The sequence below is a fragment of the Bradyrhizobium sp. USDA 4506 genome (assembly GCF_054058795.1).
Genome location: NZ_JBSSBM010000002.1, coordinates 2,047,304 through 2,070,055, shown reverse-complemented (window position 1 = coordinate 2,070,055; position 22,752 = coordinate 2,047,304). Strand labels below are relative to the sequence as shown.

At 61.5% G+C, this 22,752-nt stretch carries 20 protein-coding genes and 1 pseudogene; 9 read left to right on the top strand and 12 right to left on the bottom strand.

The genetic code is table 11. The annotated features are described in order from the left end of the window. Nucleotides 1-1,238 precede the first annotated feature (1,238 nt). The 9 genes from ACVIHF_RS11770 to ACVIHF_RS11730 all read right to left on the bottom strand — a co-directional run bounded on the left by ACVIHF_RS11770 (nt 1,239) and on the right by ACVIHF_RS11730 (nt 8,520). Nucleotides 1,239-1,640, bottom strand: coding sequence for a host attachment family protein (locus ACVIHF_RS11770; RefSeq protein WP_456780775.1), 402 nt, complete (start codon nt 1,638-1,640; stop codon nt 1,239-1,241). Between the two features lie 44 nt (nt 1,641-1,684). Further along, nucleotides 1,685-3,553, bottom strand: coding sequence for a Na+/H+ antiporter NhaA (nhaA, locus tag ACVIHF_RS11765; protein ID WP_456780776.1), 1,869 nt, complete (start codon nt 3,551-3,553; stop codon nt 1,685-1,687). A 30-nt stretch (nt 3,554-3,583) separates the two neighbouring features. After that, complete coding sequence (locus tag ACVIHF_RS11760) at nt 3,584-4,651, bottom strand: sensor histidine kinase (protein ID WP_456792125.1); 1,068 nt, start codon at nt 4,649-4,651, stop codon at nt 3,584-3,586. Between the two features lie 689 nt (nt 4,652-5,340). After that, the gene (locus tag ACVIHF_RS11755; protein WP_456780778.1) at nt 5,341-5,550 is read right to left on the bottom strand and encodes a hypothetical protein; all 210 of its coding nucleotides are present in this window, start codon (nt 5,548-5,550) and stop codon (nt 5,341-5,343) included. Then, nucleotides 5,547-5,735: a hypothetical protein gene (locus ACVIHF_RS11750; RefSeq protein WP_456780779.1), complete on the bottom strand. Its 189-nt coding sequence runs from the start codon at nt 5,733-5,735 to the stop codon at nt 5,547-5,549. The genes ACVIHF_RS11755 and ACVIHF_RS11750 overlap by 4 nt, the downstream gene beginning before the upstream one ends. Before the next feature lie 289 nt (nt 5,736-6,024). Then, the gene (locus ACVIHF_RS11745) at nt 6,025-6,333 is read right to left on the bottom strand and encodes a hypothetical protein (protein WP_456780780.1); all 309 of its coding nucleotides are present in this window, start codon (nt 6,331-6,333) and stop codon (nt 6,025-6,027) included. A 282-nt stretch (nt 6,334-6,615) separates the two neighbouring features. After that, entirely contained in the window at nt 6,616-7,077 is a 462-nt protein-coding gene (locus ACVIHF_RS11740) for a winged helix-turn-helix domain-containing protein (RefSeq protein WP_456792124.1), read from the bottom strand. A gap of 346 nt (nt 7,078-7,423) precedes the next feature. Then, nucleotides 7,424-8,059: a response regulator transcription factor gene (locus ACVIHF_RS11735; protein ID WP_456780782.1), complete on the bottom strand. Its 636-nt coding sequence runs from the start codon at nt 8,057-8,059 to the stop codon at nt 7,424-7,426. Nucleotides 8,060-8,325: 266 nt separating this feature from the next. Next, nucleotides 8,326-8,520 (bottom strand): hypothetical protein, encoded by a 195-nt coding sequence (locus ACVIHF_RS11730; protein WP_456780783.1) that lies wholly within the window; start codon nt 8,518-8,520, stop codon nt 8,326-8,328. Between the two features lie 578 nt (nt 8,521-9,098). On the opposite strand from ACVIHF_RS11730, the gene ACVIHF_RS11725 reads away from it, so the two are divergent. Next, entirely contained in the window at nt 9,099-9,500 is a 402-nt protein-coding gene (locus ACVIHF_RS11725) for a response regulator transcription factor (RefSeq protein ID WP_456792123.1), read from the top strand. On the opposite strand, the gene ACVIHF_RS11720 is transcribed toward ACVIHF_RS11725, so the two are convergent. Further along, nucleotides 9,466-15,894 (bottom strand): AAA family ATPase, encoded by a 6,429-nt coding sequence (locus ACVIHF_RS11720; RefSeq protein WP_456780784.1) that lies wholly within the window; start codon nt 15,892-15,894, stop codon nt 9,466-9,468. The genes ACVIHF_RS11725 and ACVIHF_RS11720 overlap by 35 nt on opposite strands. Before the next feature lie 253 nt (nt 15,895-16,147). On the opposite strand from ACVIHF_RS11720, the gene ACVIHF_RS11715 reads away from it, so the two are divergent. From ACVIHF_RS11715 to ACVIHF_RS11680, 8 genes are all read left to right on the top strand, one after another. Then, a complete protein-coding gene (locus ACVIHF_RS11715; protein ID WP_456780785.1) occupies nt 16,148-17,032 on the top strand; it encodes a LysR family transcriptional regulator in 885 nt (294 codons plus the stop codon). A gap of 232 nt (nt 17,033-17,264) precedes the next feature. Next, a complete protein-coding gene (locus ACVIHF_RS11710; protein WP_456780786.1) occupies nt 17,265-17,546 on the top strand; it encodes a DUF427 domain-containing protein in 282 nt (93 codons plus the stop codon). Nucleotides 17,547-17,893: 347 nt separating this feature from the next. Next, a complete protein-coding gene (locus ACVIHF_RS11705; protein WP_456780787.1) occupies nt 17,894-18,280 on the top strand; it encodes a DUF1003 domain-containing protein in 387 nt (128 codons plus the stop codon). A 139-nt stretch (nt 18,281-18,419) separates the two neighbouring features. Then, nucleotides 18,420-18,833 (top strand): cupin domain-containing protein, encoded by a 414-nt coding sequence (locus ACVIHF_RS11700; RefSeq protein WP_456780788.1) that lies wholly within the window; start codon nt 18,420-18,422, stop codon nt 18,831-18,833. 111 nt (nt 18,834-18,944) lie between these two features. After that, nucleotides 18,945-19,550, top strand: a complete 606-nt coding sequence (locus tag ACVIHF_RS11695; protein ID WP_456780789.1) for a sulfite oxidase-like oxidoreductase — start codon at nt 18,945-18,947, stop codon at nt 19,548-19,550. Next, a complete protein-coding gene (locus tag ACVIHF_RS11690) occupies nt 19,543-20,289 on the top strand; it encodes a ferredoxin reductase (protein ID WP_456780790.1) in 747 nt (248 codons plus the stop codon). The genes ACVIHF_RS11695 and ACVIHF_RS11690 overlap by 8 nt, the downstream gene beginning before the upstream one ends. 250 nt (nt 20,290-20,539) lie before the next feature. Further along, complete coding sequence (locus ACVIHF_RS11685; protein ID WP_456780791.1) at nt 20,540-21,226, top strand: antibiotic biosynthesis monooxygenase family protein; 687 nt, start codon at nt 20,540-20,542, stop codon at nt 21,224-21,226. A 19-nt stretch (nt 21,227-21,245) separates the two neighbouring features. After that, nucleotides 21,246-21,743: an OsmC family protein gene (locus ACVIHF_RS11680; RefSeq protein WP_456780792.1), complete on the top strand. Its 498-nt coding sequence runs from the start codon at nt 21,246-21,248 to the stop codon at nt 21,741-21,743. On the opposite strand, the pseudogene ACVIHF_RS11675 reads toward ACVIHF_RS11680, so the two are convergent. After that, a pseudogene (locus ACVIHF_RS11675) lies at nt 21,740-22,092 on the bottom strand (DUF488 domain-containing protein). The gene ACVIHF_RS11680 and the pseudogene ACVIHF_RS11675 sit on opposite strands and share 4 nt — an antisense overlap. Before the next feature lie 43 nt (nt 22,093-22,135). Beyond that, nucleotides 22,136-22,681, bottom strand: a complete 546-nt coding sequence (locus ACVIHF_RS11670; RefSeq protein ID WP_456792122.1) for a carboxymuconolactone decarboxylase family protein — start codon at nt 22,679-22,681, stop codon at nt 22,136-22,138. Nucleotides 22,682-22,752: the final 71 nt, after the last annotated feature.

The following is a 22,752-nucleotide window of genomic DNA, read 5'->3' as shown; positions in this document are numbered from 1 at the left end:
TTTCCATGGATTGGCGTCCGCCGCGGCGACTGGCCGCCCGCCTTTCCAGAACCACGCCGAATACACGCTGGAATGCGCAACGTTACTGGCTTAGCGAAAGTAGAATGACAGCTTGATGCGATCAGGTTAAGTGAGGTCACGACTCTGGAGAGTGCCCGGCTATGAACGTAAATGCGGCGTGCCCAACTAAACCTAAACTCTACGCTAAAGCACGCTGTAGCGGCCGTTTCCACTACTCCCACTCAATCATTAAGGACGACGTTTCGTCGTTGATTTCCAAGAACAACTCTTCAAGTTTGACGGACAAATGCCGACGGTATACCCACCGCATTTTTTCGGTCTTGAATTCACAGAATAATTTGTGCCGCTCGGAATATTGGCGATTCCGCTACCTATCGGAGTCAATCGACTGAATAGCTCTGCATACGTAGCGGAAATCGACACTGCTCGTACTGGCACGTCGTCGGTTCATATACCGTCAGAGATCGGGAAGGCGCTGGTTTGGTCGTCCGATGGTCCCCTACACCGCTCACCCCCACTACTGCGCGCTATCGAAGCAGGTCCGCTTTCCGCCAAGACCTGCCGAGGCCGCTTCTGCGAAGCGGTTCGAAGCGCCGGTGCTTTGCAACCACGCGGTGAAGGGAGCGCGGCCTTGACTGCCACGTCATCCGACTCCACCGCTTTGGCTGAAATCGTGCAGATAGTGCTAGTGAGCTCGTTATTTACTCTGTGGTTCCACTCACGAAGAAGCAACGATCCATCGGGATTCGGTAACGGTGCAATGCGCTTTGTCATTTCAGGCGCCCACGATCTTTCTCTCTGGCACGTGCCGCGAGACCAAGCAGGGAGCCCTATGGCTCCACGCCGCGGCGCTCCAATTCGGTCTTTAACGCGTCAAAGAGGATCTCGGTTGGCACCATTGCAAGGCTCGTCCAGAAGATGATCGCGGCGCGTGAGGCGATTAGGTAATAAGTCATGCGGAGGCGCCTCCTAATGCGAGATGCCGGTTAGTCGAGAGATTGGAGCGTGACACCGAGCAGTCAGCAGAACCTTGCTTCCTCTTGATGCTGCTTAGAATGCCAGAGGCCACTTTTATTATCTTGTCCATTGTTGATCCATTTAGAGGGTTTGGGTTGGTTCAGATTGGTCGAGAGCATTAGTCGTCGCCGGTAACTTTGAGTTATTCGCGCGGGTTATGACTGGACTGACTTGCGCCAGCAGCCGCTTCCAGAGGCGCGTCAGGCGTCAGCGATCAATGAGGCGATGTCCTCGAGCGGACGCCGGCTGAAGTCCTTCGCGAACTCGCCCATGATCTTGCCTCTCAGGTCGCGGTGGAAGTGCTTGCGCATCTCCCCCAGGGTCCTGGGGTCGGAGACGACGACCAGGTGTTTTATGGTCCCGTCCAGGCTGAGCTTGTTAAGGTACGCGGCCGTAGCTGCCGCGAAGTCGTCCTCGTCAAGCCGCCTGCCATCGGGGTTGGCGGAGCCGGCGTGGCGCACACCCGAGCCTGAGTGGGCGGGCGCAGGCGGAGCCGCCGTGATCTCGACCAGATGCACCCCAGGTTTCACGCCCGTATTGCGGAACAGACGGACTGTCTCGCCGTCAGCGACTGCTACTGTCGTACCGGTAGGTAGAATCATCGAAAGATCTCCTGTTCACGATCCTGCATAAACGCCCGGCGGGGCTATGATACTTGCATACTGGCGGCCTGCTGCGCCTCTTCGATAAGCTCCTGACGCGAAGCTCCCCAGAGCAGGGCAGTCCCAACGACGGCCGAAAGAATCGACGCAGCGAACACGGCGATCTTGGCGGCCGAGAAGTCGGAAGCGCTTGGAAACGCCTGCCCGGCGATAAAGAGCGACATCGTGAAGCCGATACCAGCGAGGGCTCCCGCCCCGGCCAACTGCCGCCACGTGTACTCTGCCGGCTTGACGGCTATGCCTGCGCGCACGGCCGCAGCAGCCATGAGGAACACGCCGAGCGGCTTTCCTATGACGAGGCCAGCAACGATCGCGGCCATGAGCCGGCCATGCCCAACAAAGACGCCCGGATTGATCGCCACGCCCGCATTCGCCAGTGCGAAGATTGGGAGGACAGCGTAGCTCGATCGCGCGCCGGCGTGCCGCAGCAGCCGATCGGCCGGCGATTCAAGTCTGTCGAAGATTGCATCGAGCGCGTGCAGCGCCGGGGTGGAGGGGCCGTGCCTGAGAACCTCACCCTCGTGCCGGGCCTCGGAGGCGATGATGGTGCTGGCCTGCGTCATCAGGGCAGCCAGGTTGGCGGGCGGGCGCGTGGGAACGAACAGCGCCAGTACCACGCCGGCCAGCGTCGCGTGGAGACCGCCCGCGTAGACGAATGTCCACAACGCGATGCCCAACAGGATGTAAGGCGAGAGAAGGTAGACTCTTGACCGGCTCAGCAGCGCCAGCGCGACGACGACCGCCGCGGCGGCGGCCAAGTATGCCGGATGGATATCGCCGGAGTAGAACACAGCGACGACGACGATCGCACCGATGTCGTCGACGATGGCCGCCGCGGTGAGGAAGATGCGCAACTCGACGGGAACGCGGGCGCCCATCACGGCGATTAAAGCAATCGCGAACGCAGTGTCGGTCGCCATTGGAACGCCCCACCCGTACGACCACGGCCCCGCAGGGATGACCAGCGCGAACAGAAGCGCCGGCACGACCATGCCGCCGAGCGCGGCGGCGATCGGAAGCGCTGCGGAGCGGCGGCTTGCGAGATGACCAACTGTCATCTCGCGCTTCACTTCCAATCCCACGACGAGGAAGAACACCGTCAGTAGGCCGTCGTTGACCCAATGGAGAATGGACATCTGAAAGGCTGCGTCACCCAAGCTCACGCCGAGCTCTTGGCGCCAGAGCGCCTCGAACGACGGCCCGACCGGCGAGTTCGTCAAGACCACCGCCGCCACGGTCGCGAGGACCAGCAAAATGCCGGCGGACGGGCCCCAGCTCGCGAAATCCAGGGCTGCCGTACGGACGCGGTGGCCGAGCGTGCCAAGCATCGCGTCGACGAGAGAGCTCTCGTCCCACGGTCCGTCGTAGCGCCGGCGGTTGATGTAGAAGGTCGGCGTGAATCTCACCCCGCTCGCACGTGAGCTTGCGACGTCCGCCTCCACCCTTGCTCTCGCGCGCCGCACGGCGTCGCTGTCGCCGAGCGCGAAGTTGGCGTTCACGCCAAGATCGGCGGCCACCGCGACGAGGTCATCCTCTGTGAGCTGCATCGACCTCGTCATCAGCTTGATGTGCGCGGACCAGAACGCCTCTGGCGTCTGGGCAAGCTCGGCGAGCTCGGCGGCCCGAAACGAAAGGCTGTTGTCCGTGAGCGGCCTATGGCGGAAGGCGTAGCAGACGCGGTCGCCAAGTTGGTCGCGTGCTTGCGCGATGCGCTCGTTGGCAGCCCTGCAGTGCGGGCACGCGTAGCTGCCGTACTCGACGAGCGTGATCTCGGCATCGGTGGGACCGAGCACGTGGTCCCTCTCGTGGTCGACCGGACGGTCGAGGCGGCCGGGCGGGATCATGAGCTGCATCGCTGAACCGATCTCAGGTGTTAGCGCCGGCTACGAAGTCGGCGCAGCCGCTGCTGGGTTGACGACGTGGAATACGCCGCCGTTGGGTGACGGCGTGTACGCGATCTCCGCGCCGACGATACGGCCGGGGAGCCCAGCTGCGTGCACGCGCGGGAGGAAGAGGCGCACCAGCGTGCCGCCGCCCCGCTCGCTTTCAATACAGACCGCGCCGCCTCGTCCCTCGGCGAAGCGCTTGACCTGGAGGAGCCCGAGGCCGGTGCCGCGGCCCGCGGCCTTTGTCGTGAAGTACGGGGTGAATGCCTGCGAGAGAACCTCGTCGGGCATGCCCTCCCCGTCGTCGGCGACGACGATCTCGACGAATCCCCAGGCCGTGCCAGCGGAAGGTTCGACGTTCCGCGCCGCGACGGTGATCGCGCCGCCTCCAGGCATGGCATCGGTCGAGTTTCGGCAGAGGTTCAGCAGCGAGAAGTACCGCTCCTCCGGGTCAGCGTCGAAGTCCCACAAATCAGGGGCGATATCGGTGCGGACCGTGATGTCGGAACGCAACGCCTGGTCCAGCGAACCCGCCAGCGCTGCGAGGCGGTTGCCTGCGACGAACCCGCCGATCGACTCGGGGTATGGTCGCGCAACGTCGAGGAGCTGACGACTGAGCAACGCTGCTCGCGTGATCGCGTGCTGCATCTTGCTGATGATGGCCTTTCGGTGTGCGGCGTCGCTCTGGCACTCGAGCAGCCGCAGGCCGCAGTCAATCACGGCGAGAAGGTTGTTGATGTCGTGGACCGCGAACTGCGCCACGTCTCCGATCGCCCTCGTTCCCTCCGGCCTGCGGGAGGAGAACACGCCGCGCGTATCGGACCGTGGGAGGGGCCGGCGCAGAACCCCGGAGATCTCGCCATCGCGCCCGACGAGCGGGATCTCGACGCACCTGGACGCGATGAGATCACTGCCGTCATCGCAGACGCTCCACACCCTTGCGCTGAATGCGCGCTGCACTCCAAGCACGACGCCGGCGCTGTCCGCGAGCACGACGACATCCTCCAACGGAGGGCTCTTGACCACGCCGAAGAAGGAAACGTCGGTTGTCTCTTTGATCTGCATGTCGGACCTCCTGGCTTGGGATCGTTCAATGGAACGCCGACTTCGGCCCCTACTCGAGGGCGGGCGACGACGGCTCGGAGATTGAGTCTATGACAGTCAAAAGGAAAATCACCTCTCGCCATGGAGTCGATAGCCGACCGTTATCGGGATGACTGAGAGACGCTTGGCGCGCGCTTCGACGACTCTCCATCCGTCTTTTGCTCATCGACTGGGCTTCCCGCACTCGTCGAGTGCACTACGCCCATCCGATCCAGCGCCGTTGCCCGTCGGCCCTAAGGAGGGGCGGCCGGTCCTCGGGAGGGAAAGGACCGGCCGCGGGCGAACCACGGCGAAGGGGCGATCGCCGTGCGCCGAGCACTTGGGAAGCTGCCTGCCTCCGTGAGGCAAAGTGGTATCCGACGAGGAGCGTCGGTGCGAGTGAAGCAATCCAAATCTCAACAACTCTTGCCGAATGCGTACGCCAGCGAGGCCGCTGATATCGATCGAGATCGACAGCCTTTCGGCCGCGGCGCGCCAATTGAAAACGCCGCTGCCAACAGTCAGCCGCAATATCTTCGAGGTTGAGTCCCACCTGTCGACAATACTGATCAACCAAGCTGCAAGCCCGTCCTTAACCCAAGCGACGATCTTCCAACACTCGCGCCATGATATACTGCGCTCCGAGTTTGCGAGCTCGTCGACATTTCACCTTAAGTAGCCCGGCCATTCTTTTGACCGATCACGCAGCGCCATGTCGCAAGACGCTCAGTCGGATGCTGATTCATCCAGTTGGCAAGCTGCGGTGCGCCCATCAGGCAGGATTGCATCGAGACGTCAGCGAAGTCAGAGGTGGTGACGGTCTGCTCGTGGCAATTTTCCGGAGAAGACAAACTGCAGAGCACGGCGATGATCGCGATCATGATAGGCCCCCCTCGCCGTGATGAACGTCTGCGCCGCTGCGCATATGGCTCGCGGATGCCTCGTCCAGCTGCTCGCGGACGGGCTCAGATGGCGGAAAGACACTGTCGTAGATCGCTCGGGCTTCTCGAATAAGGCGAGCTCGCTCCCGCTCGGACTTTGAGACAAATCGAATAACCTCACCCACGTTTTCACTCCTGTTATACTACGCTACTCATTTCATCCGGCGCCGCAGCGATCTGCGAAAACCTTCTTCGTGTTGGAGCGGTGAAATCGACCTAGGTCATGTTCAACCTCGTTCAACAACAATCCGACGGGACTCAACGAGGCGTTAGCGTCAGAGCTGTCCTCAACCGGACGGCCCGAAGATGGGAGCGGTGACGCGGTGATGATTTGAAACCACATCCAGGTGGTTATGAGCGGGAAGATAATCACCTGCAGACCTCGTGCATCGCATTGTCAGAGAATAGTGAGGGTCAGCTGACGCATTTCGTCGCGGACAGATGTTTGAAAGCGTCAATCACGGAATCGATCGCAGTTAACACCCGCGCGCCGTCGACGCGGCCCGCAGCGACTTGCTGCCGCATCACGGTCTCATACGATGAGGCGGCGTAGGTGCGACAAGTCTTCTCGTTGTCGGTCGCATTATCGGGTTTGTTGTGTACAGTCGCCGAGACCGCGCGAGCGGCGTGAACATTCTTGTTTAACGTGGACTCCGCCGCAAGCCCGGGAATTGTAGATGCATTGATCAGAGCAGAAACGATGAGAACAGTGACTCTCCTCATGAGCGGACTCCAGAGCGCGAGTTGTTGCGAGGAGACTTACATTTCTGCCGGTCCATCTTCTATTGCACATGGGTTGTTCAGGGTGCGGCTGTAGTTGCGCCACATAAACCTTGGCTTAGAAGAGGCGAGTGACGGTTTCGGGTGCCAGCCGAGGGGCCGCCGCCCTCACCCTCCTAGCAATTTGACGGGCTCCAGGAGTTGACGAGAATGTTCGCTACAGTGAATGCCTCACCCGTACAGTGAATGCCTCACCCGAATTTCCTGGTGCTTCGCCAGTCGCGCTCAATTCTCGTGAGCGGATACAGCGACTGAGGCGACGAAACAGTAACCGCGTCCGGGAATGTTGATGATGAAGCGATTCCCATCCTGACCATCACGCAACGCGCGACGCAGCGCTGACATATGAACCGTGAGGTTAGCGGGCTCAACGAAAACATTGGGCCAAACGCGAGCCATCAAATCCTGCTTGCTAACCAACTCTCCGTGGCGTTCAAGCAAGGCAATCAGGACGTCCAGAGCACGACTTCCAAGAGGCACGGGCTCGTCGCCTTCCAGCAAAAGGTACTGCGCTCGAAGCAGGCGAAACGGTCCGAACGAAGCTTCTATTGGCGTTGCGCCGGCTGGTTCGGTTCGTTTCTCGAAGAGTGGACTGGCTGCATTCGGACACTGAACGACACGTCCGACGAAACGCTCCGGTTCGAGATGAAACCTCTCCAAGCGTCGGAAAGCTGCAGTCGATCGCATAATGACCTCGCTTGCTTCGACAGGGCTAATCCCCGCACAGATGTTGGTGACTTGTAATCTGACAGGTTGGAGCGCTGCGAGCTATTCCGCGCAGGTGGCGCGCAATGACAGATTTGGCTGCGTTGCCTAAACCTAGATTTACAAGCCGGGAGGCGGCTTCGATCGGGCGGCAGATTGCAAGTGCAATGGCGGGATCACAGCGGAACCGGACCCGCGAGCCGGCAGTTGCAAGATAAGGTCGGCGGCTTGGCGCCCGCCGGCCCTTTCTCTTGGTTTGCTTTGCAGATTGCGCGAAGGCTCAACTCGTCCGGCCGCGCGAATAGCACATCGAGCAAGAACGCACACCTTAAGCGCTTTGCGGCGTGTTAGGCACCAGCTTGAGCTTGTCAGCCATCCGACCAAGTTCTGGAAGCGAACCGGCCTGCATCTTCTGCATCGCCCTGCTGCGATGCACCTTCACCGTGGCTTCGGCGATGCCGATATCGTGGGCAATCTGTTTGCTCAGGCGACCGCGCGCCACCTGAATTACGATCTCGCGCTCCCGCGGGCTTAGGGAGGCGAAACGCTGCCGTAGGGAGACCAAATCCTTGTCATTCTCCCGCCGCGCTCGATCGCGGGCCAAGCCAAGCTGAATGGCATCGAGAAGATCCTGATCGCGGTACGGCTTGGTCAGGAACTCGATCGCACCCCGCTTCATTGCCTGCACAGACATCGGTATGTCGCCGTGGCCCGTGACGAAGATGATCGGGATCTCCCTGTTCGCCGCAGCCAGCTCGCGCTGGAAATCGAGGCCGCTTTGGCCGGGCAATCTGACGTCGAGCACCAGGCAGGTAGGGCAATCCGGTGGATCGGATTTGAGGAAGTCGGAAATGGAGGCAAATAGCTGAACGTTGATGCCGAGCGATCGCAGCAGGCGCCCGACCGACGCGCGGAGATCCGGATCGTCGTCGATGACCAACACGGTGGAGGTTGCGTCAGACATCGCTGCCACTCGGAAGAGATCGCGAAAATCAGCCTGCATCTTGCTTTTGCAGGTCCGACAACACCGCGCATTTCTAGTCCCAATCCCGGAACCTGAACAGCCCCTTTTTTCTGAAGGATGCGCGCCGGGAACACCAACGCTTGCGAGCACTGACACAACTCGTTTCCTCCGGACCCTCGGGTCGACTTTCGTCTGAAGTTCGATCTCTGGTCGGACCGATAGCTGCTGAGGGAAGCTGCCCATCGGCACTTGTATGCCTCGCGTATTCAGCGCTCGGCGGATCGAGCCGACGCCTTGGCTGCATCGTCGAACGTAGCCCTCTCGGCTCGCCGCTCGTAGTCGTCGGCAAGAGCCTTAAGCTGAGCCGCAATGGCTTGGTCCGTCATGCTTTTGGCAGTGCGAAGCAAAGTCTGCGCTGTCTTCAAATATTCCTTGCCTCGCTGTGAGATCTGAAGCGTCACGACGCTCTCGCACGGTTTTTGGGCGACTGGTCGAAAGCGAATGGGAACCAGCCCATCCAATTGTGGTCACCTTGGCGGCGCGCCTTGAAGCCATCGACGCACTTCCTGGAGCAAAGCGGCGTTCGCCACGAATAATGGCGGACGAGACCAAACTTGCCCCCACAGACCGCGCATCGCATGGCCTTGTCAGACCCGTGGCTTTTCAAGTGGTAAGGCATTGTTTTCTCCTCTTGGCCTGTGCGCATTTCGGATGCACTAAAACTAAGAGGATTGTCACCAACGGCTCAATTGAGCGCAGGTTGAGCTCGGACATCCAAGGGGGGCGGGACGGTGATACGAAGGCTTAGGGCGCTCGGGCGAGTCCTAGAGTTCGCCCGCTACGATCCCGCGACTGCTTTCGTCCGGCGAAAGCCTCGATTTGCAAGTCATGCCGGATAGGCTTCGCAATCATCGTCCAGATAAACCAAAGTTTACGGGGCACAGGCGGCACACTGGTGGCATTCTCTCAGATATCAAGCAATGTGAGTGTTACTATAATTGGATAGTTATCTGCCCGCAGACGCGTCCAGCGAACGGCCATGGGCGGTATGATGAAGAAGGTACTAGTTTCGGTCGTCGAAGATGATCGGTTCCTTCGTGAGTCCATGTACAGGCTCATGAGATCGCTGGGTTATACGGTCGAAATTTTCGCGTCTGCGGCGGATTTTCTCGCCTCCCCGCGGCTTACCGAAACAGCTTGCCTGATCGCCGACATCCATATGCCTGCTATGACCGGGCTCGAACTCCACCGGCATCTTGTCGACACGGGCAACGCGATACCGACAATCCTCGTGACGGCCTTTCCCAATGATGCTGATCGGGCTTGCGCCCTGAACGATGGGGTCTTGTGTTACCTGCGTAAGCCGGTGGATGAGGACCATCTCACACGATGTGTTTGCGCGGCTCTCAGGTCGGCAGGCTCGCCTGAGAAGGGGTCGTGAGCTCCCGTTCCGCCCTCGGCAGTGTGAACTGGAACACGGCGCCGCGGGGTTCGTTCGCCTCCGCCCATAGCTTGCCGCCATGAGCGCGGATGATAGACCGGCAGATCGACAGCCCCATGCCGGTTCCATTGGACTTCGTGGTGTAGAAGGCGTCAAAGACCCGGTCGAGATGTTCCGGATCAATGCCCGGCCCAGAATCGCGCACGGCCACGACGGCGCCTGCTTGGCCTTCCTCTGCGCTGATCAACAACTCTCTCGCCCCCTCCTCCATCGAACCCATTGCTTCAGCCGCATTCAGAATCAGATTCAGCAAGACCTGTTGCAGCTGAACGCGATCCCCCAGAACCGAAACTAGCCCCTCTGCAAGCCGGGCCTGGACCGAAACGCCATTCCTGAGGGTCACGCTTCGAGCCAATACGATCACTTCGTTGATTGCCACGTTGAGGTCAAAGCACTCTTTTCGCGGCGGCGCTTTCTTGATTTGCTCTCGGATGCGATCGATGATTTCTCCTGCCCGATCAGCATCTCCGACGACACAGGAAAGTGCTTCCCTTACCTCACCTAGGTCCGGCGACTGCATCTTCAGAAAATTCTGGGCCGCCCGCGCGTTGTTACGTGCGCTGGCGATCGGTTGCGCGATTTCGTGCGACAGCGAGGCTGCTAACTCTCCCATCGTGCTCACGCGGTTCATGTGGGCGAGATTCGCCTCGCTTTCCCGCAATGATTCCTCAGCTTGTTTGCGCTTTGTCACATCTACAGCGGTACCGACAAACTGGATGAGCTCGCCGTCTTCGTTGAGAACCGGATGACCTGAGGCACTGATGTGCCTAACTGTTCCGTCTGGCAGCACAACCCTGTACTCGGCATAGGTGTCAGTTTTTTTGCGAAGCGACTCCTCAAATCTCTCCTTTACCCACTCGCGGTCCTCGGGGTGGATCTGCAGTCGAAAATTTTCTCGAGAAGGTAGGCTCGACCGTGGATCCAGGCCGTAAATGTGGAACATTTCCTCGGAACAATACAGCACCTGTTCCGTGCGGGGATCCCAAGCCCAACTGCCTGTATGCGTCAGCTTCTGCGCTTCGGCCAAATAATCCTTACTTCGCATCAGAGCTTCCTCGGCGCGCTTGCGTTCAATGAACTGACCGATCTGGCTGCCGATGGTGGCCACCATGTCGAGCAGCTCTTGATCGGGTTGCTTGATCTCGCGGCTGAAAAACTCGATCACGCCCAAGACTTCGCTCCCGAGCAGGATAGGAAAGCCGATGGCCGCGTGTAGTCCTTCGCGTTCGGCGATGGGTCCGCGCGGCAAATTTTTATCAGGAACGACATCCGGAATGTATACGGGCTTAAGGCTGGACCACACCCGGCCCGGTAGTCCCACCCCCGGATTGAAGGTGAACTGCCAATCGGCTCTTTCAAATTCGGGGATTTCTATCGACGCTTTATGCCAAAGCTCGACACAGCGCAGCGCCTCGGCCTCCCGGTCCACACGCCAGAGCGCGCCTACGTCCCATCCCAGACACTCGCCCATGGCCCGCAGTATTCTCGGAGTGACCTCCTCGATCGTGGCCGCTTCCGCCAAGACCTGCGCGACGGTGTGCTGCACGCGGAGGCGGTCCTCCGCACGCTTGCGCTCTGTCAAATCGAGCACGAATGCTAGGCCCTCGTCGCCTCCTTCTCTGAACAGAGCGACGCCAATAAGCACAGGAACGCGGCTGCCGTCTTTCCGAATATACTCCTTCTCGAAGGGCTGAACTATCCCGGTTGAGTTCAGTTCCGCCCGAGTCAACATGTCGCGCTCGCGCCATTCCGGCGGCGACAGCTCGGTCCAGCGCACGCGGCCCGAAACCAGGTCTTCACGGTCATATCCCACGATACGGAGAAACGCGTCATTGGCCTCGAGAATTCGACCTTCGCGGTCGGCAATGATGATCCCAATGATGTTCGCGTCGACCAAACGCCGAATCTTCCCTTCGCGGTCTGCGACGTCGCGATAAAGCCGCGAATTTTCGAGTGAGATCGCCGCCTGCGACGCAAGCACCGTCAACAGGGCGACGCGGTCGGGCGTAAAGGCCATGGGCGTCAGATTGTTCTCCAGGTAGAGGATGCCCGTAAGCCTTCCCTGGTTGATTAACGGAAAACAGAGAATAGAACGGAGATGATTCTCAACGATGTAGGGATCGTCAGAATATGGATTGCGAGATGACGCGTCGTCGAGAATAACGCTTTCCCGGGTGCGCAGAACATAGTGGATCACCGACTCCGGCAGCACTGTCGCAGCCACCTCCTCGTCGCGCAGATGCACGGTCACCGAATCGCCGTCCGTCGTGGCTTCGGCGGCGATCCGTTGCTCAGCTCCGCGTGAAAGAAGCAACAAGCCTCGTTCGGCGCCAGCCTGTTCGAGCGCCGTGCGCATAAGCATTTCGAGCAGCTTCTCCAGCACGATCTCGGCCGAGACGGCCTGCGACACCTTGATCACCGTTGCGAGGTCGAGTTGCTCGACACACGCTGCGATCGTGTTTGTCGAAGCAGGTGCGGGCTCTTCCATCCTGAGGCGCGGATACATCGCATCCAGTTGGCGCACCTTGCCGTCCGCGCCCCAGCGCAGATAGCAGTCGCGGGCGTTTCGCAGATACAGGTGCGCGATTTGCTCGAAGCCGCACGCGGTGTAAAAGCGCGCCGCCAACTCATTGGCGAGCGCCTCGTTGTGGACAAAGCCGTTTGCCCGTGACGAAAGGATGGCTTGTTCGTAAAAGTTCATGGCATCGAACGCGCGGCCATCAATCCTGGCAATCTCCGCATCAACCAACGCAGCGCGGTTCTCGAAGTTTTCCGGACAGGCTGCGGCCCAGCTGGCGAGCTGACGGTGATGAGGGGCCAAGGCCTCCAGAGACGGCGTCCGCTGGCTGGCGGGCATCGAATCGCAAAACGCCGCGTACGACAAGGCGCCGTAGAAGTGATAGTCGGCCGCCTCCATGATCGTGAGGGACATGCTCAGAAGCGGCTGCGCCTTCGATGCAGCATCAACCGCCGTCGCATAGTCACCAGCCAAAAAGCGGGCCTGCAACTTGCAGATCCAATACAAGCATTGGGCGGCCGTCACGTCCGAAGTGTTCGCAAAATCGCGTTCGATTCGCTGCTCATCAAACTGCCCGCCATCCAAGGAGCCGAATCTTGCCGTTGCGCCGCGCAGCATTCGCACGATAGCGAGTGCCACACCGACGATTTCAAGGTTTGTGCCAAGCTGTATGTGGCCCAAGTGTACCCTTTCAGCTTCACGTTCGATGTCGGCAAGCGCATCACCGACCGCAAGAAGATTCAGGACCCTCAGCCCGGAGCAGATCCCTGCATACACGAGGTCGCCGGTTTTCTGCGCCGCATCAAATGCGCGGCCGATGAGTTCACAGCATGTTCTGATATCCCTTGTCCAAGGCATGACCATATTTCCGAAGTTCAGATATACACCCGCCTGGAAACGCCATAGTCCACGCTGCTCGACGAGCTCACAAGCGAGTTGCCCGACGCGGTACGCGCCCTCGTAATCGCCGAACCGCAGCCCGGCGATCATTCCAAGCCGACCATAGGCGACGGCAGACGCGTCGCTGTTGCCACGATCCAAGGTAAGACGCAGCATTTGGCAGACGACGAGCGTGTAGAGGTTGAGGTCGGTGTATTGCGCCGGCGAAGAGAGCCGGTTCAGGACATCTAGCTCGGCGAGGGATGCCGGGTCGGTCATCAAGGGAAGGGCGATCAGCTCCTCGGTCGCGCGCTGGCCGAGCTCCGACCAGACACGCTGATACGCTTGGCGCGCCTCCTCATCCGTCGGATGCGGCGACCAGCTGATGCCGAGGTACCTTAGGTACTCGAGACCGACGGCGACCGAGCGGCTGGGCTGATTGAGCGTGAGGTAAAGGTCGATTCCGAGGCGTGCCACACCCGCCCGATCAGCCATATCCGTGACGCGAGCAGATAATGCTGCCAAGTGGTTTTCTGCGTCCGAGAGCGCGCCAGTCAAGAGCTCGCATTCGGCGCGATGGAGGTCGAGTGCGAAGATGAGCTCCCGCCGGTGCTCCCAGCACCCCTCCGCCAATAGGCCTCGACCGGTGATAAAGTAACTGAGCGCCGAAACGTAGGCAGCCGATGCTTTGGCGCGCCGGCCTGCTGCCAAGTTCCATTCCGCGGCCTGCTCGCGTTCATCGACCGATGTGATCAAACCAAGACCTCGGTTGAGCTGATTAACAATTTCAAAGGTCGCTTCGTCTCGCTTCTCCGGAGATGTCCGTGCCGCGAGCAGTCTCCCTATCCGGAGGTGCGCCTCGCCGCGCAGCTGCTCCGGGATCAGCCCATAGGCGGCCTCCTGAACGCGATCGTGGACGAACCGATAAGCGCCTGCCACACGCTCGACCAACTCCTGATGGAGGGCCGGCCATAGACTCGTATCGAGTTGCTCCTCCGAAATCCCGAGTACCATCGAAAGGACTGTGCTCTCGGCAATGTTTCCAAGACAAGCCAGCTGCTGCAATGCATTCTGCGCCTCGGTCGGCAGGCGGGTTAGCTTCCCGACCATAAGATCAGCGACATTATCGGTGTAGCCCTTGGCTTCAATGCGGTCGATATCCCAGGACCAGCGCGCGCCATCATGATCGAATTTGAGTAGTCCTTCCTCGACGAGCGAAGACAGGAACTGAACGGCGAAAAACGGATTTCCGCCGGTCTTCAGTTGTACCAGCTTCGCAAGCGGCTTTGCGCGCTCTAACTCGCAGCGAAGTGCGTCCGCAACCAACTGCCCAAGGTGCTCTTGGGCGAGCGGCGACAGCTTGATCTCCGCGACCTTTCCGCCAGCGGTCTTGATGGCGTCGAGTTTTCTCGTTAGCGGATGGGCCGCAGTGACTTCGTTGTCGCGATAGGCACCGATAAGCATGAGGTGCTCCGAATCTGGCCGCAACAGGTCCTCCAGCAGATCAAGCGTCGCCGCGTCGACCCACTGCAGGTCGTCGAGGAAGAGCGCCAGTGGCCGGTTCGAGCGGGCAAGTGCGCCAATGAAGCGCCGAAATACGAGTCGAAAACGGCTTTGTGCCTGCTGTGGCGGCAACTCAGGAACCGGTGGCTGGTCTCCGATGACTAGCTTGAGTTCGGGTATGAGGTCGATCATGAGTCGCCCGTTCGATCCAAGCGCCTCTAAAAGCACGTGCCGCCAGCTTGCCAACTCGGTGTCGCCCTTGCTGAGGAGAGACCGGACGAGACTTTGAAAAGCCTGCACCAGTGTCGCGTAAGGAATATCGCGCTTGTACTGGTCGAATTTGCCAGACGCGAACAGGCTGCGCTGCGGCACGAGCGCCATGTGTAGTTCATCGACGACTGAGGACTTGCCGATGCCGGAATATCCTGAGACCAGCACCAACTCCGGCATACCGGTCTTGATGATGCGATCGAAGCACGAAAGCAACGTCGCGATCTCACGATCTCGTCCGTACAGCTTTTCGGGGATCAGCAGCTCATTCGGCGTGTCCTGCAGGCCCAGCGGGAAGTCATCGATGCGGCGGCGCGCTTCCCATTCCGCCAGGCAGCGTCGCAGATCGCGCTCGATACCGCCGGCGGTCTGGTAACGATCCTCGGGTGTCTTGGCGAGCAGTTTCATGATGATCGCCGAGACGGGCGCCGGGACAATCTCCAACCGCTCCCTTGGCGGCATCGGCTTTCTGGCAATATGGCAGTGCACCCACTCCATGGGATCGGCCGCCGTTAAGGGCAGAACGCCCGTGAGCATCTGGTACAGCGTGACGCCGAGGGCGTACAGATCGCTGCGGGCGTCGATCGAGCGGTTCATCCGCCCGGTTTGTTCGGGTGCCATGTAGGCGAGCGTACCGGCGATGGTTTCGGGCGGCTCAGGCGCCTGCCGCTCGCGGGACAGGCGCGATGCGATGCCAAATCCGGTGAGCCGTACGTGTCCATCGGCGCAGTGCACCACAATGTTAGCTGGCTTGATGTCCTTGTGGATGAGGCCGCGCTGGTGGAGCTTGCCTATAGCCGTTGCAGCACCGATCGCGAGGGCCAAGAAGCCTCCCACATCCATCGGTGACCCGAGCAGCCTAGCGAGCGGCTCGCCGCCCGGATCCTCGAGCACCAGCAGCATGGTGCGGCCGCTGCCGCGCTCCACCTTGAGCGGTCGCACAGCCCAGGCTGCGTCCAGCTCATCCTTCAAGCTCAATTCGTGAGCGAGGCGATCGAGTCTTGAGCGGGACGGTTGGTCGATGGCACGGGCATCAAGCAGCACGGCAAGCCGGTTGCCATTGTCGTCCAGTCGCCAGCCACGGCTCAACACGCGCTCGCCGTCCTCCCACAACACCTGAGAGCTACCGTCCGAGTACGCGACGTTCAGCGACTGCTGCACCATCTGTCAGACTCCGACGTCGGGCTTCGGCTTGAAGTCGGCTGATCAAGCTCTTCGTGCGCCACACGCGCGGCCTCCCGTCCCTTAGTCTTGCCGGATGCGCGGACGGAGATCTTCCTTCTCTTTAGCAGCAATTTGGAGCGATTTGCCGGGCTTTACTCGCTACGGCGGCGCACACGAGTCAATAAGCGCCCTGCCCGCTGGTTCCAAGGGAACTCGGAGCGCAACCGCGACCCGGAAGGAAAGAGAACAACCCATGGAGCTTCATCAAGTTCGCTACTTCCTCGCCGTCGCGTCCACACTCAATTTCACCCGCGCAGCCGAGCAGTGCAATGTCACGCAGCCCGCCCTGACCAAGGGGGTGCAGAAGCTCGAGCAGGAACTAGGCGGCCAGCTGATCTACCGCGAGCGCCAGTTGACGCAGCTCACGGACCTTGGGAAGGAAGTCCTTCCGATGCTGGAGCGCACATTGGCCTCGGAAGAGGCGGTGCGTCGCAGAGCCCAGGAGTTCCAACGCAAGGAGGTCGCGCCACTGAAGATCGGCCTCGCCCCCTCCATCTCGGCGTCGCTCGTCCTCGATCCGATCGCGGAAATCGCAAAGTTAGTCCCTGGGCTTCACGTCGAGCTGCGTGAGGGCGCAGCGGAGAAGCTCGTCGACCTCTTGCTTGAGGGGGACATCAACGCCGCAATGGTCGGGGACGTGCAGGACATGCCTGCCCGCATCGATGACTGGTTACTGTTCGAGGAGCGCTACGTCGTGGTTCTCGCGCCGACACACCGGCTCGCAAACCGTCCCTCGATCGGCATCGACGACCTCCGCGAGACCGTCTTGCTGGAACGCGCCGGATGCGACGTCGCCCCGAAGATCCAACGGTCGTATTTCCCCGAGGAACCGCTCCGGCTCGGCTATTGCAGCGGTCACGACTTGCACCTGCAGCACATGGCCGCGGCTGGCTTCGGCGTGATACTCGCACCCGAGCACATGCCACACCTTCCGACGCTCAAGACCATTCCGCTCGAAGGCGCCCCGGTTTCGCGGGAGGTGCGGCTGCTGGCTGTGCAGGGGCGCCGCTACTCGCCCGCGCTGGACGCTTTCGTCAAGGTCGCGCGGCTTCGCGACTGGTCGGTCGATGTCCCCTAGAAGGGCATGCTGCATGCAACGCTTTCGGAGGTGGCGAGCGCGCCCGCATAACCACGACGCGCACGCCGGCGGACAACCGCTTCAGCCACCGGCCGGGGCACTTGCGTCACACTGGAGTGGCCCGGCGAAGCGTAGCGCTATGCAATCCATTCCCGATCGTTATTTCGCGGAGGCCGCGGCGTGCGATAGCGTCGGAGCCATCGCGACAACGTAGCAGGACGAGGAACAGGAAATGACAACGGCGACTTGGAACGGCGCGATGATCGCGGAGTCGGATAAGACGGTCGTCGTCGAGGGAAACCACTACTTCCCGCCCGGGAGCATCCGCAAGGAATTCCTACAGCGGAGTTCGAGGACGAGCCGCTGTCCGTGGAAGGGTACGGCGAGGTACTACTCGTTGGTGGTGGACGGAAAGACCAACGAGGACGCCGCGTGGTACTACCCGGAGCCGTCGACGGCGGCCGCGAACATCAAGGACTACGTGGCTTTCTGGAACGGGGTTGACGTCAGGTAGTGCGCGATGGCGACCGCCAGGCTCGACGCGTGGCAGCAGCTGAGCGAGAACGAGCTTGCCGGCGCCTGGTACCAGGGGCGCCATCGCGGAGACCGCCGCCACGGCAGAACGAGGCGATCAGAACGCGGCAGGGCACTGGCCGCGTCGACCCCGCAATCGAGCGGACCGGGTCCTCGTAGCGTGGAAAATAAGGCGGAAGACCAGGGCAGCATGGAACAGGCCGAGCACGACCTGCTCGCCGACCTACGGCGAGCACGCCGCTCGCTTCGGCTTCAGGACCTGGATGAGCCCGCGGCGGTTGCGCGCCTGACACTGGGCAGAGGATAGCGGACGCGGTCGCCACCGTCATGGGATCGTGGAGCTTCATCATCGTCCCGAGTGCGATCCTTTTCGCCTGGGTAACCGGCAACCTGGTCGGCGCGACGAGGGGCTGGGACCCCTACCCGTTCATTCTTCTCAATCTCGTGCTTTCGTTCCAGTCGGCCTACGCCGCGCCGATCATCATGATGAGTCAGAACCGGCAGCAGGACATTGATCGCAAGGCTGCGGAGAACGACTACCGGATCAATGTGAGGGCAGAGCACGAGATAGAGTTGCCGCACGAGAAGATCGACCAACTGCGTGAGCGCGAAGTCCTGAAGCTAACGGAGGCCGTCAGGACGCTAACCGCGCTGCTGGAGCGGTCGGCGTTGGGTGCACGCGAGCCCGATGCGGAAGGCGGACGGCCGTCATAACGCGCGGCTATCGACTTCATGGCGTGACGTCATTTCCCATTCGCCGCACGGAATACCATGTTTCACGGTACGTTGTGAGCGGCGACCCTTCGCCGCCACTGCGAAGTCGAATAAGGGTCCAACAATCAGGAGTCTACAAATGTCAGTCCAGCAGCCGGTCCTCACGCCGCCACACGGCGGCGAGACAGTGACCTCGAGCGGAGGCTCGAGCATCGAGATGAAAGTGGAGAGCAGCCAGTCCGGAGGCGAATATGGCGCTGTCATGTGGACGGTGCGGGCCGGAGAGGAGCCGCCGCTGCACACCCACTCGCGCGAGGACGAGCTGCTCTACGTGGTGCAGGGCAAGCTCATCGCGCGGGTCGGCGATGCCCGTGTCGAGGTGGGACCGGGCGCCTACGCAGCTCTTCCCCGCGGTGTGCCGCATACGATCGAGGTGGTCGGCGACCAGGCGACCCTGTTGCTCAGCTTCGTGCCGGGTGGGCTGGAGCGTTTCTTGGTCCCACGGAAAGGCGAGCAGCCCGATCCGGCCGCTTTCGGCCTGACGTTCCCCTAGGGGCGGCGACCGCGGCGCGCGGCGTTCGTGACCGCGCGCGCGGGTCCGGGCGCCGACCGCTCGCGACCGCCGGATGATTGATGTCACGCGCCGGCACGGAGGAAATCCACCATGGTCACTCGCGGTTTCACAGGCCGCCAATCCGGATCCGAACCATCGGACCGGATTCCCCCGGGGCAGCACCTCGTCGACAATTTCCCGGTGCTTACGGCCGGCCCCACGCCGCAGATCGAGCCCGCGGACTGGACTTTCACGCTAAAGGTCGGCCCTCGTCCGGCCAAAGCGTGGAGCTGGTCGGAGTTCAACGCGCTCCCTCGAACCAGGATGACGCGAGACATCCACTGTGTGACCTCGTGGTCGAAGCTCAACACCGCCTGGGAGGGCGTGGCCGTCGACGACATCCTCGCCGACGCTGGCCTTACCGCACCCACTCCTTTTGCGCTCGCACATTGCTACGACGGATACTCCACCAACGTGCCACTCGCGGACCTCACGACGGGGAAGGCTATGGTCGCGCTCAAATACGAAGGCCAGCCGCTGCCGCGCGACCACGGGGGACCGGCGCGCCTGCTCGTGCCACATCTCTACTTCTGGAAGTCGGCGAAGTGGGTGAACGGGCTTCAGTTCACGGAGCGTGACGAGGCCGGCTTCTGGGAGTTGCGAGGGTACCACATGTACGGCGATCCGTGGCATGAGCAGCGATACACGAATGACTGAAGCGATTGCCGCAACCGCGCAATGGCAGAGCTGCGCGATTGTCAAGATTGCGACGAGGACGCCGGCTATCAAAAGCTTCTTTCTCCGCCTCTCCGAAACGTTCGACCATACGGCCGGACAGCATGTTGACGTGCGGCTGACCGCGCCCAACGGCTACACTGCCATGCGCAGCTACTCGATCGCCTCGGCCCCGAGCGATTCCGAGGTGATCGAGCTGGCGATCGAGCGCCTCCCGGACGGCGAGGTCTCCCCGTTCTTCCACGACGTCGCCCAAGTAGGCGACATGATCGAGCTTCGCGGGCCGCTCGGCGGACACTTTCTCTGGCCGGGGCCTTCCAACAAGCCAGTGCTCTTGATCGGCGCCGGCTCCGGCGTCGTGCCGCTCATGGCCATGATCCGGTATCGGAAGGCCAGCGGCGAGCCGGTGCCTGTCGCGCTGTCGCTCTCCTCCAGGACCTGGGGTGACGTGCTGTTCAGGGACGAACTCCTCGAGCTCGAGAGCTCGCTTCCCGATTTCGCGCTCGCCTTGGCGCTGACACGCGAGCCTGCGACGCGCCGCACCGACTTCAGCAGGCGGATCGACGCCAGAATGGTCGCTGACGTCGCGGCACGGCTGCCTATGTCTCCCGGCTGCGCCTTCGTGTGCGGGTCGAACGCCTTCGTCGACATCGCGGCGGACGCCGCCCTCGCCTTGGGACTGGAAGCGAGGGCGATCAAGACCGAACGCTACGGCGCTTGAGAGACGACTCCTCTCGCTTTGCGAGAGGATAGTTTTCGCAAAGGCCAGATTATCCGCGCGGCCTGTGGCGATCACGGTCGCGCCGAATGCAAGAAGACGCAACAGCGAACGAAACGGGAGCCGCGTGGATGCTGGCCAAAACGATCGATGATGACAGCTTGAAGGTCTTCTGCCGTGAAGAGCGCGCCTAGCTTGGGCAATTCGACATCGAAATCGACTGCGTCGCACACTCTAAGAGCGGGATACGAACATGTTTTCAGTGATTTTTGAAGTCCTCCCCAATAAAGTGAACTGCAATGACTACCTCGACAACGCCAAGATGCTGCGCCCCGATCTGGAGCAGGTCGAGGGCTTCGTCGACAACGTCCGCTACAAGAGCCTGACCCGCGAGGGCTGGATCCTTTCGGTTTCGAACTGGCGGGACGAAAAGTCGCTCGTCCGCTGGCGCACCCGCATGCGCCATCACGAGGTTCAGCAGAAGGGCCGCGACGAAATCCTCGCTGACTACCACCTGCGAGTCGGCCAGATCACTGCTGACAATCAAGTGCCTCCGGGGTACGCCCTCACGGAGCAGAGGCTCGACGAGACCGAAGTCGGAGACGGAACGACGGTCACGCTGATCAACGCGACTCGCCCCGCGGAGTGGAAGCAGACCAACAACCCTTACGATTGCGCCGAGTGGCTCGGCTTGAATCCGTGGGCCGCCGACAGCACGTCCTGGGACGTCTTCGACGCCATACTTACGCCCGGCGAGCTGATTCTCCTCGTGTCCTGGAAGGACGCCGATGCAGCGCAGGCCTACGAGGACGCTTCCGGGCCGAATGATAAGGCAAGGGTCCGTAGAGTGCGGATCGTGCGCGACTACGGGAAATACGACCGTCGCGAGGCGCCTCAGTACTACGCAGACGCCAAAGGCGGCGAGACCCTCCACGCCTGACACCGCTCCGGAAAGCACGATGACGAATTCGAACGACGATAGAGCCCCTCGCCCACAGGCTGAGGTGGCCGGGGACCTTGACGGTCCTGGCACCCTTAACGGCCGTGCCGGCGCATCGGTGTTTTCGATCGGCGGCCCCGACGGCAGGGGCGGCACGGCGGCGGCAGCTAACCCCTACGAGTTGTTAAGCGCTTCGCTCGCCGCGTGCACAGCGATGACGATACGGCTGCAGGCGCGAAGGCGGAGAATCCCGTTATCCCACGTCGAGGTAGCCGTGTCGTACCACCATGGCGGGGATGGCGGCCGCGATTCCTTCGAGCGCTCCATCAGGCTCGAAGGAAACCTTGGCAACGAGGCGCGCGCGCAACTGATGCAGGCTGCGAACATGTGTCCCGTCGGGCGGACGCTCGGCCTTAGCGCCGACATCCGCACGAACGATAACGTCGACGTCGCGCCAGCGGCAAGCTATGACGACGACTTGAGCGAGCTTTCGATCCCGTACATCGACCCCGACTAGTGTGCCGCGAGATAGTCCGCGAGCGCCACGGCGTTGTTGCGCTCGGTATCGTGCGCGCCGAAGAGCAGCGTGACTTCGCCCGTCGATACAAGATCCGTCAGGTGCGCGACTGCGGCGTGATTGGCGCGGAGTTCCTCGAAGTATCGCCTGTGAAACTCGCGTCGGGTCATGGCCAAACCAGGTCCTGAGGCTTGCGCTCGGGGCGATGTCCTTCCACCCGTCAACGCTGGCATGCTCCTTCGTGAGCCCGCGCGGCCAGATGCGGTCGACGAGCGCCCCTCATGCCGTCCGAGGCCTCGGGCGGCTGGTAGACGCGCTTGACACCAGGCCGCGGGCATCGTCGAGACATCGGATTCACCAGCCCTCCCCTCTCCAAAGGAAGGTGCCTCGCGTTAGCCTGCCTTCGCGGGACTGGCCTTGGGAAAATCGATCGGGGTCTGCACCGCATTGTTCATGAAGTTGGTCAACAGGAACTGGGCAGTCAGCGCAATCATCTCGACGATGTTGGCGTCTGTCCACCCAGCATCCCTGACCGCCGCAAACTGGGCGTCGGAAACTTTGCCGCGCGTCTCGATGAGCGCCTTCGCGAAGGCGACCGCAGCCTGGCGCTTGGGATCGCTCGAGCGGCCCTCCCTGTTCAGCCCGATTTCGTCCGCCGGGATTTTGGCCAGGTTGCCCGCGATGAAGCTGTGCGCGGCCAGGCAGTAGTCGCACCCGTCCGCCTCCGACACCGCCAGCGAGATCCCGTCTCTCGTCTTGACGTCCAGGGTCTTCGTGAGCGATCCCATCAGGGTAGCCCAGCCGGAGAGCGCGTTAGGGCTGATCGACATGAGGCGGTGCAGGTTGGGCACGAAGCCCAGCATCTTGTCAACGTTGTCGAGGATCGGCTTGGACTCCGCGGGGGCGTCCTCACGTTTCGGAATGGCAATACGCGGCATTTGATCCTCCTACCGTAGACCGCGAACGATTATTCGGTTCGTGACGATGCGGGCCGTCACTGACGCCCGAC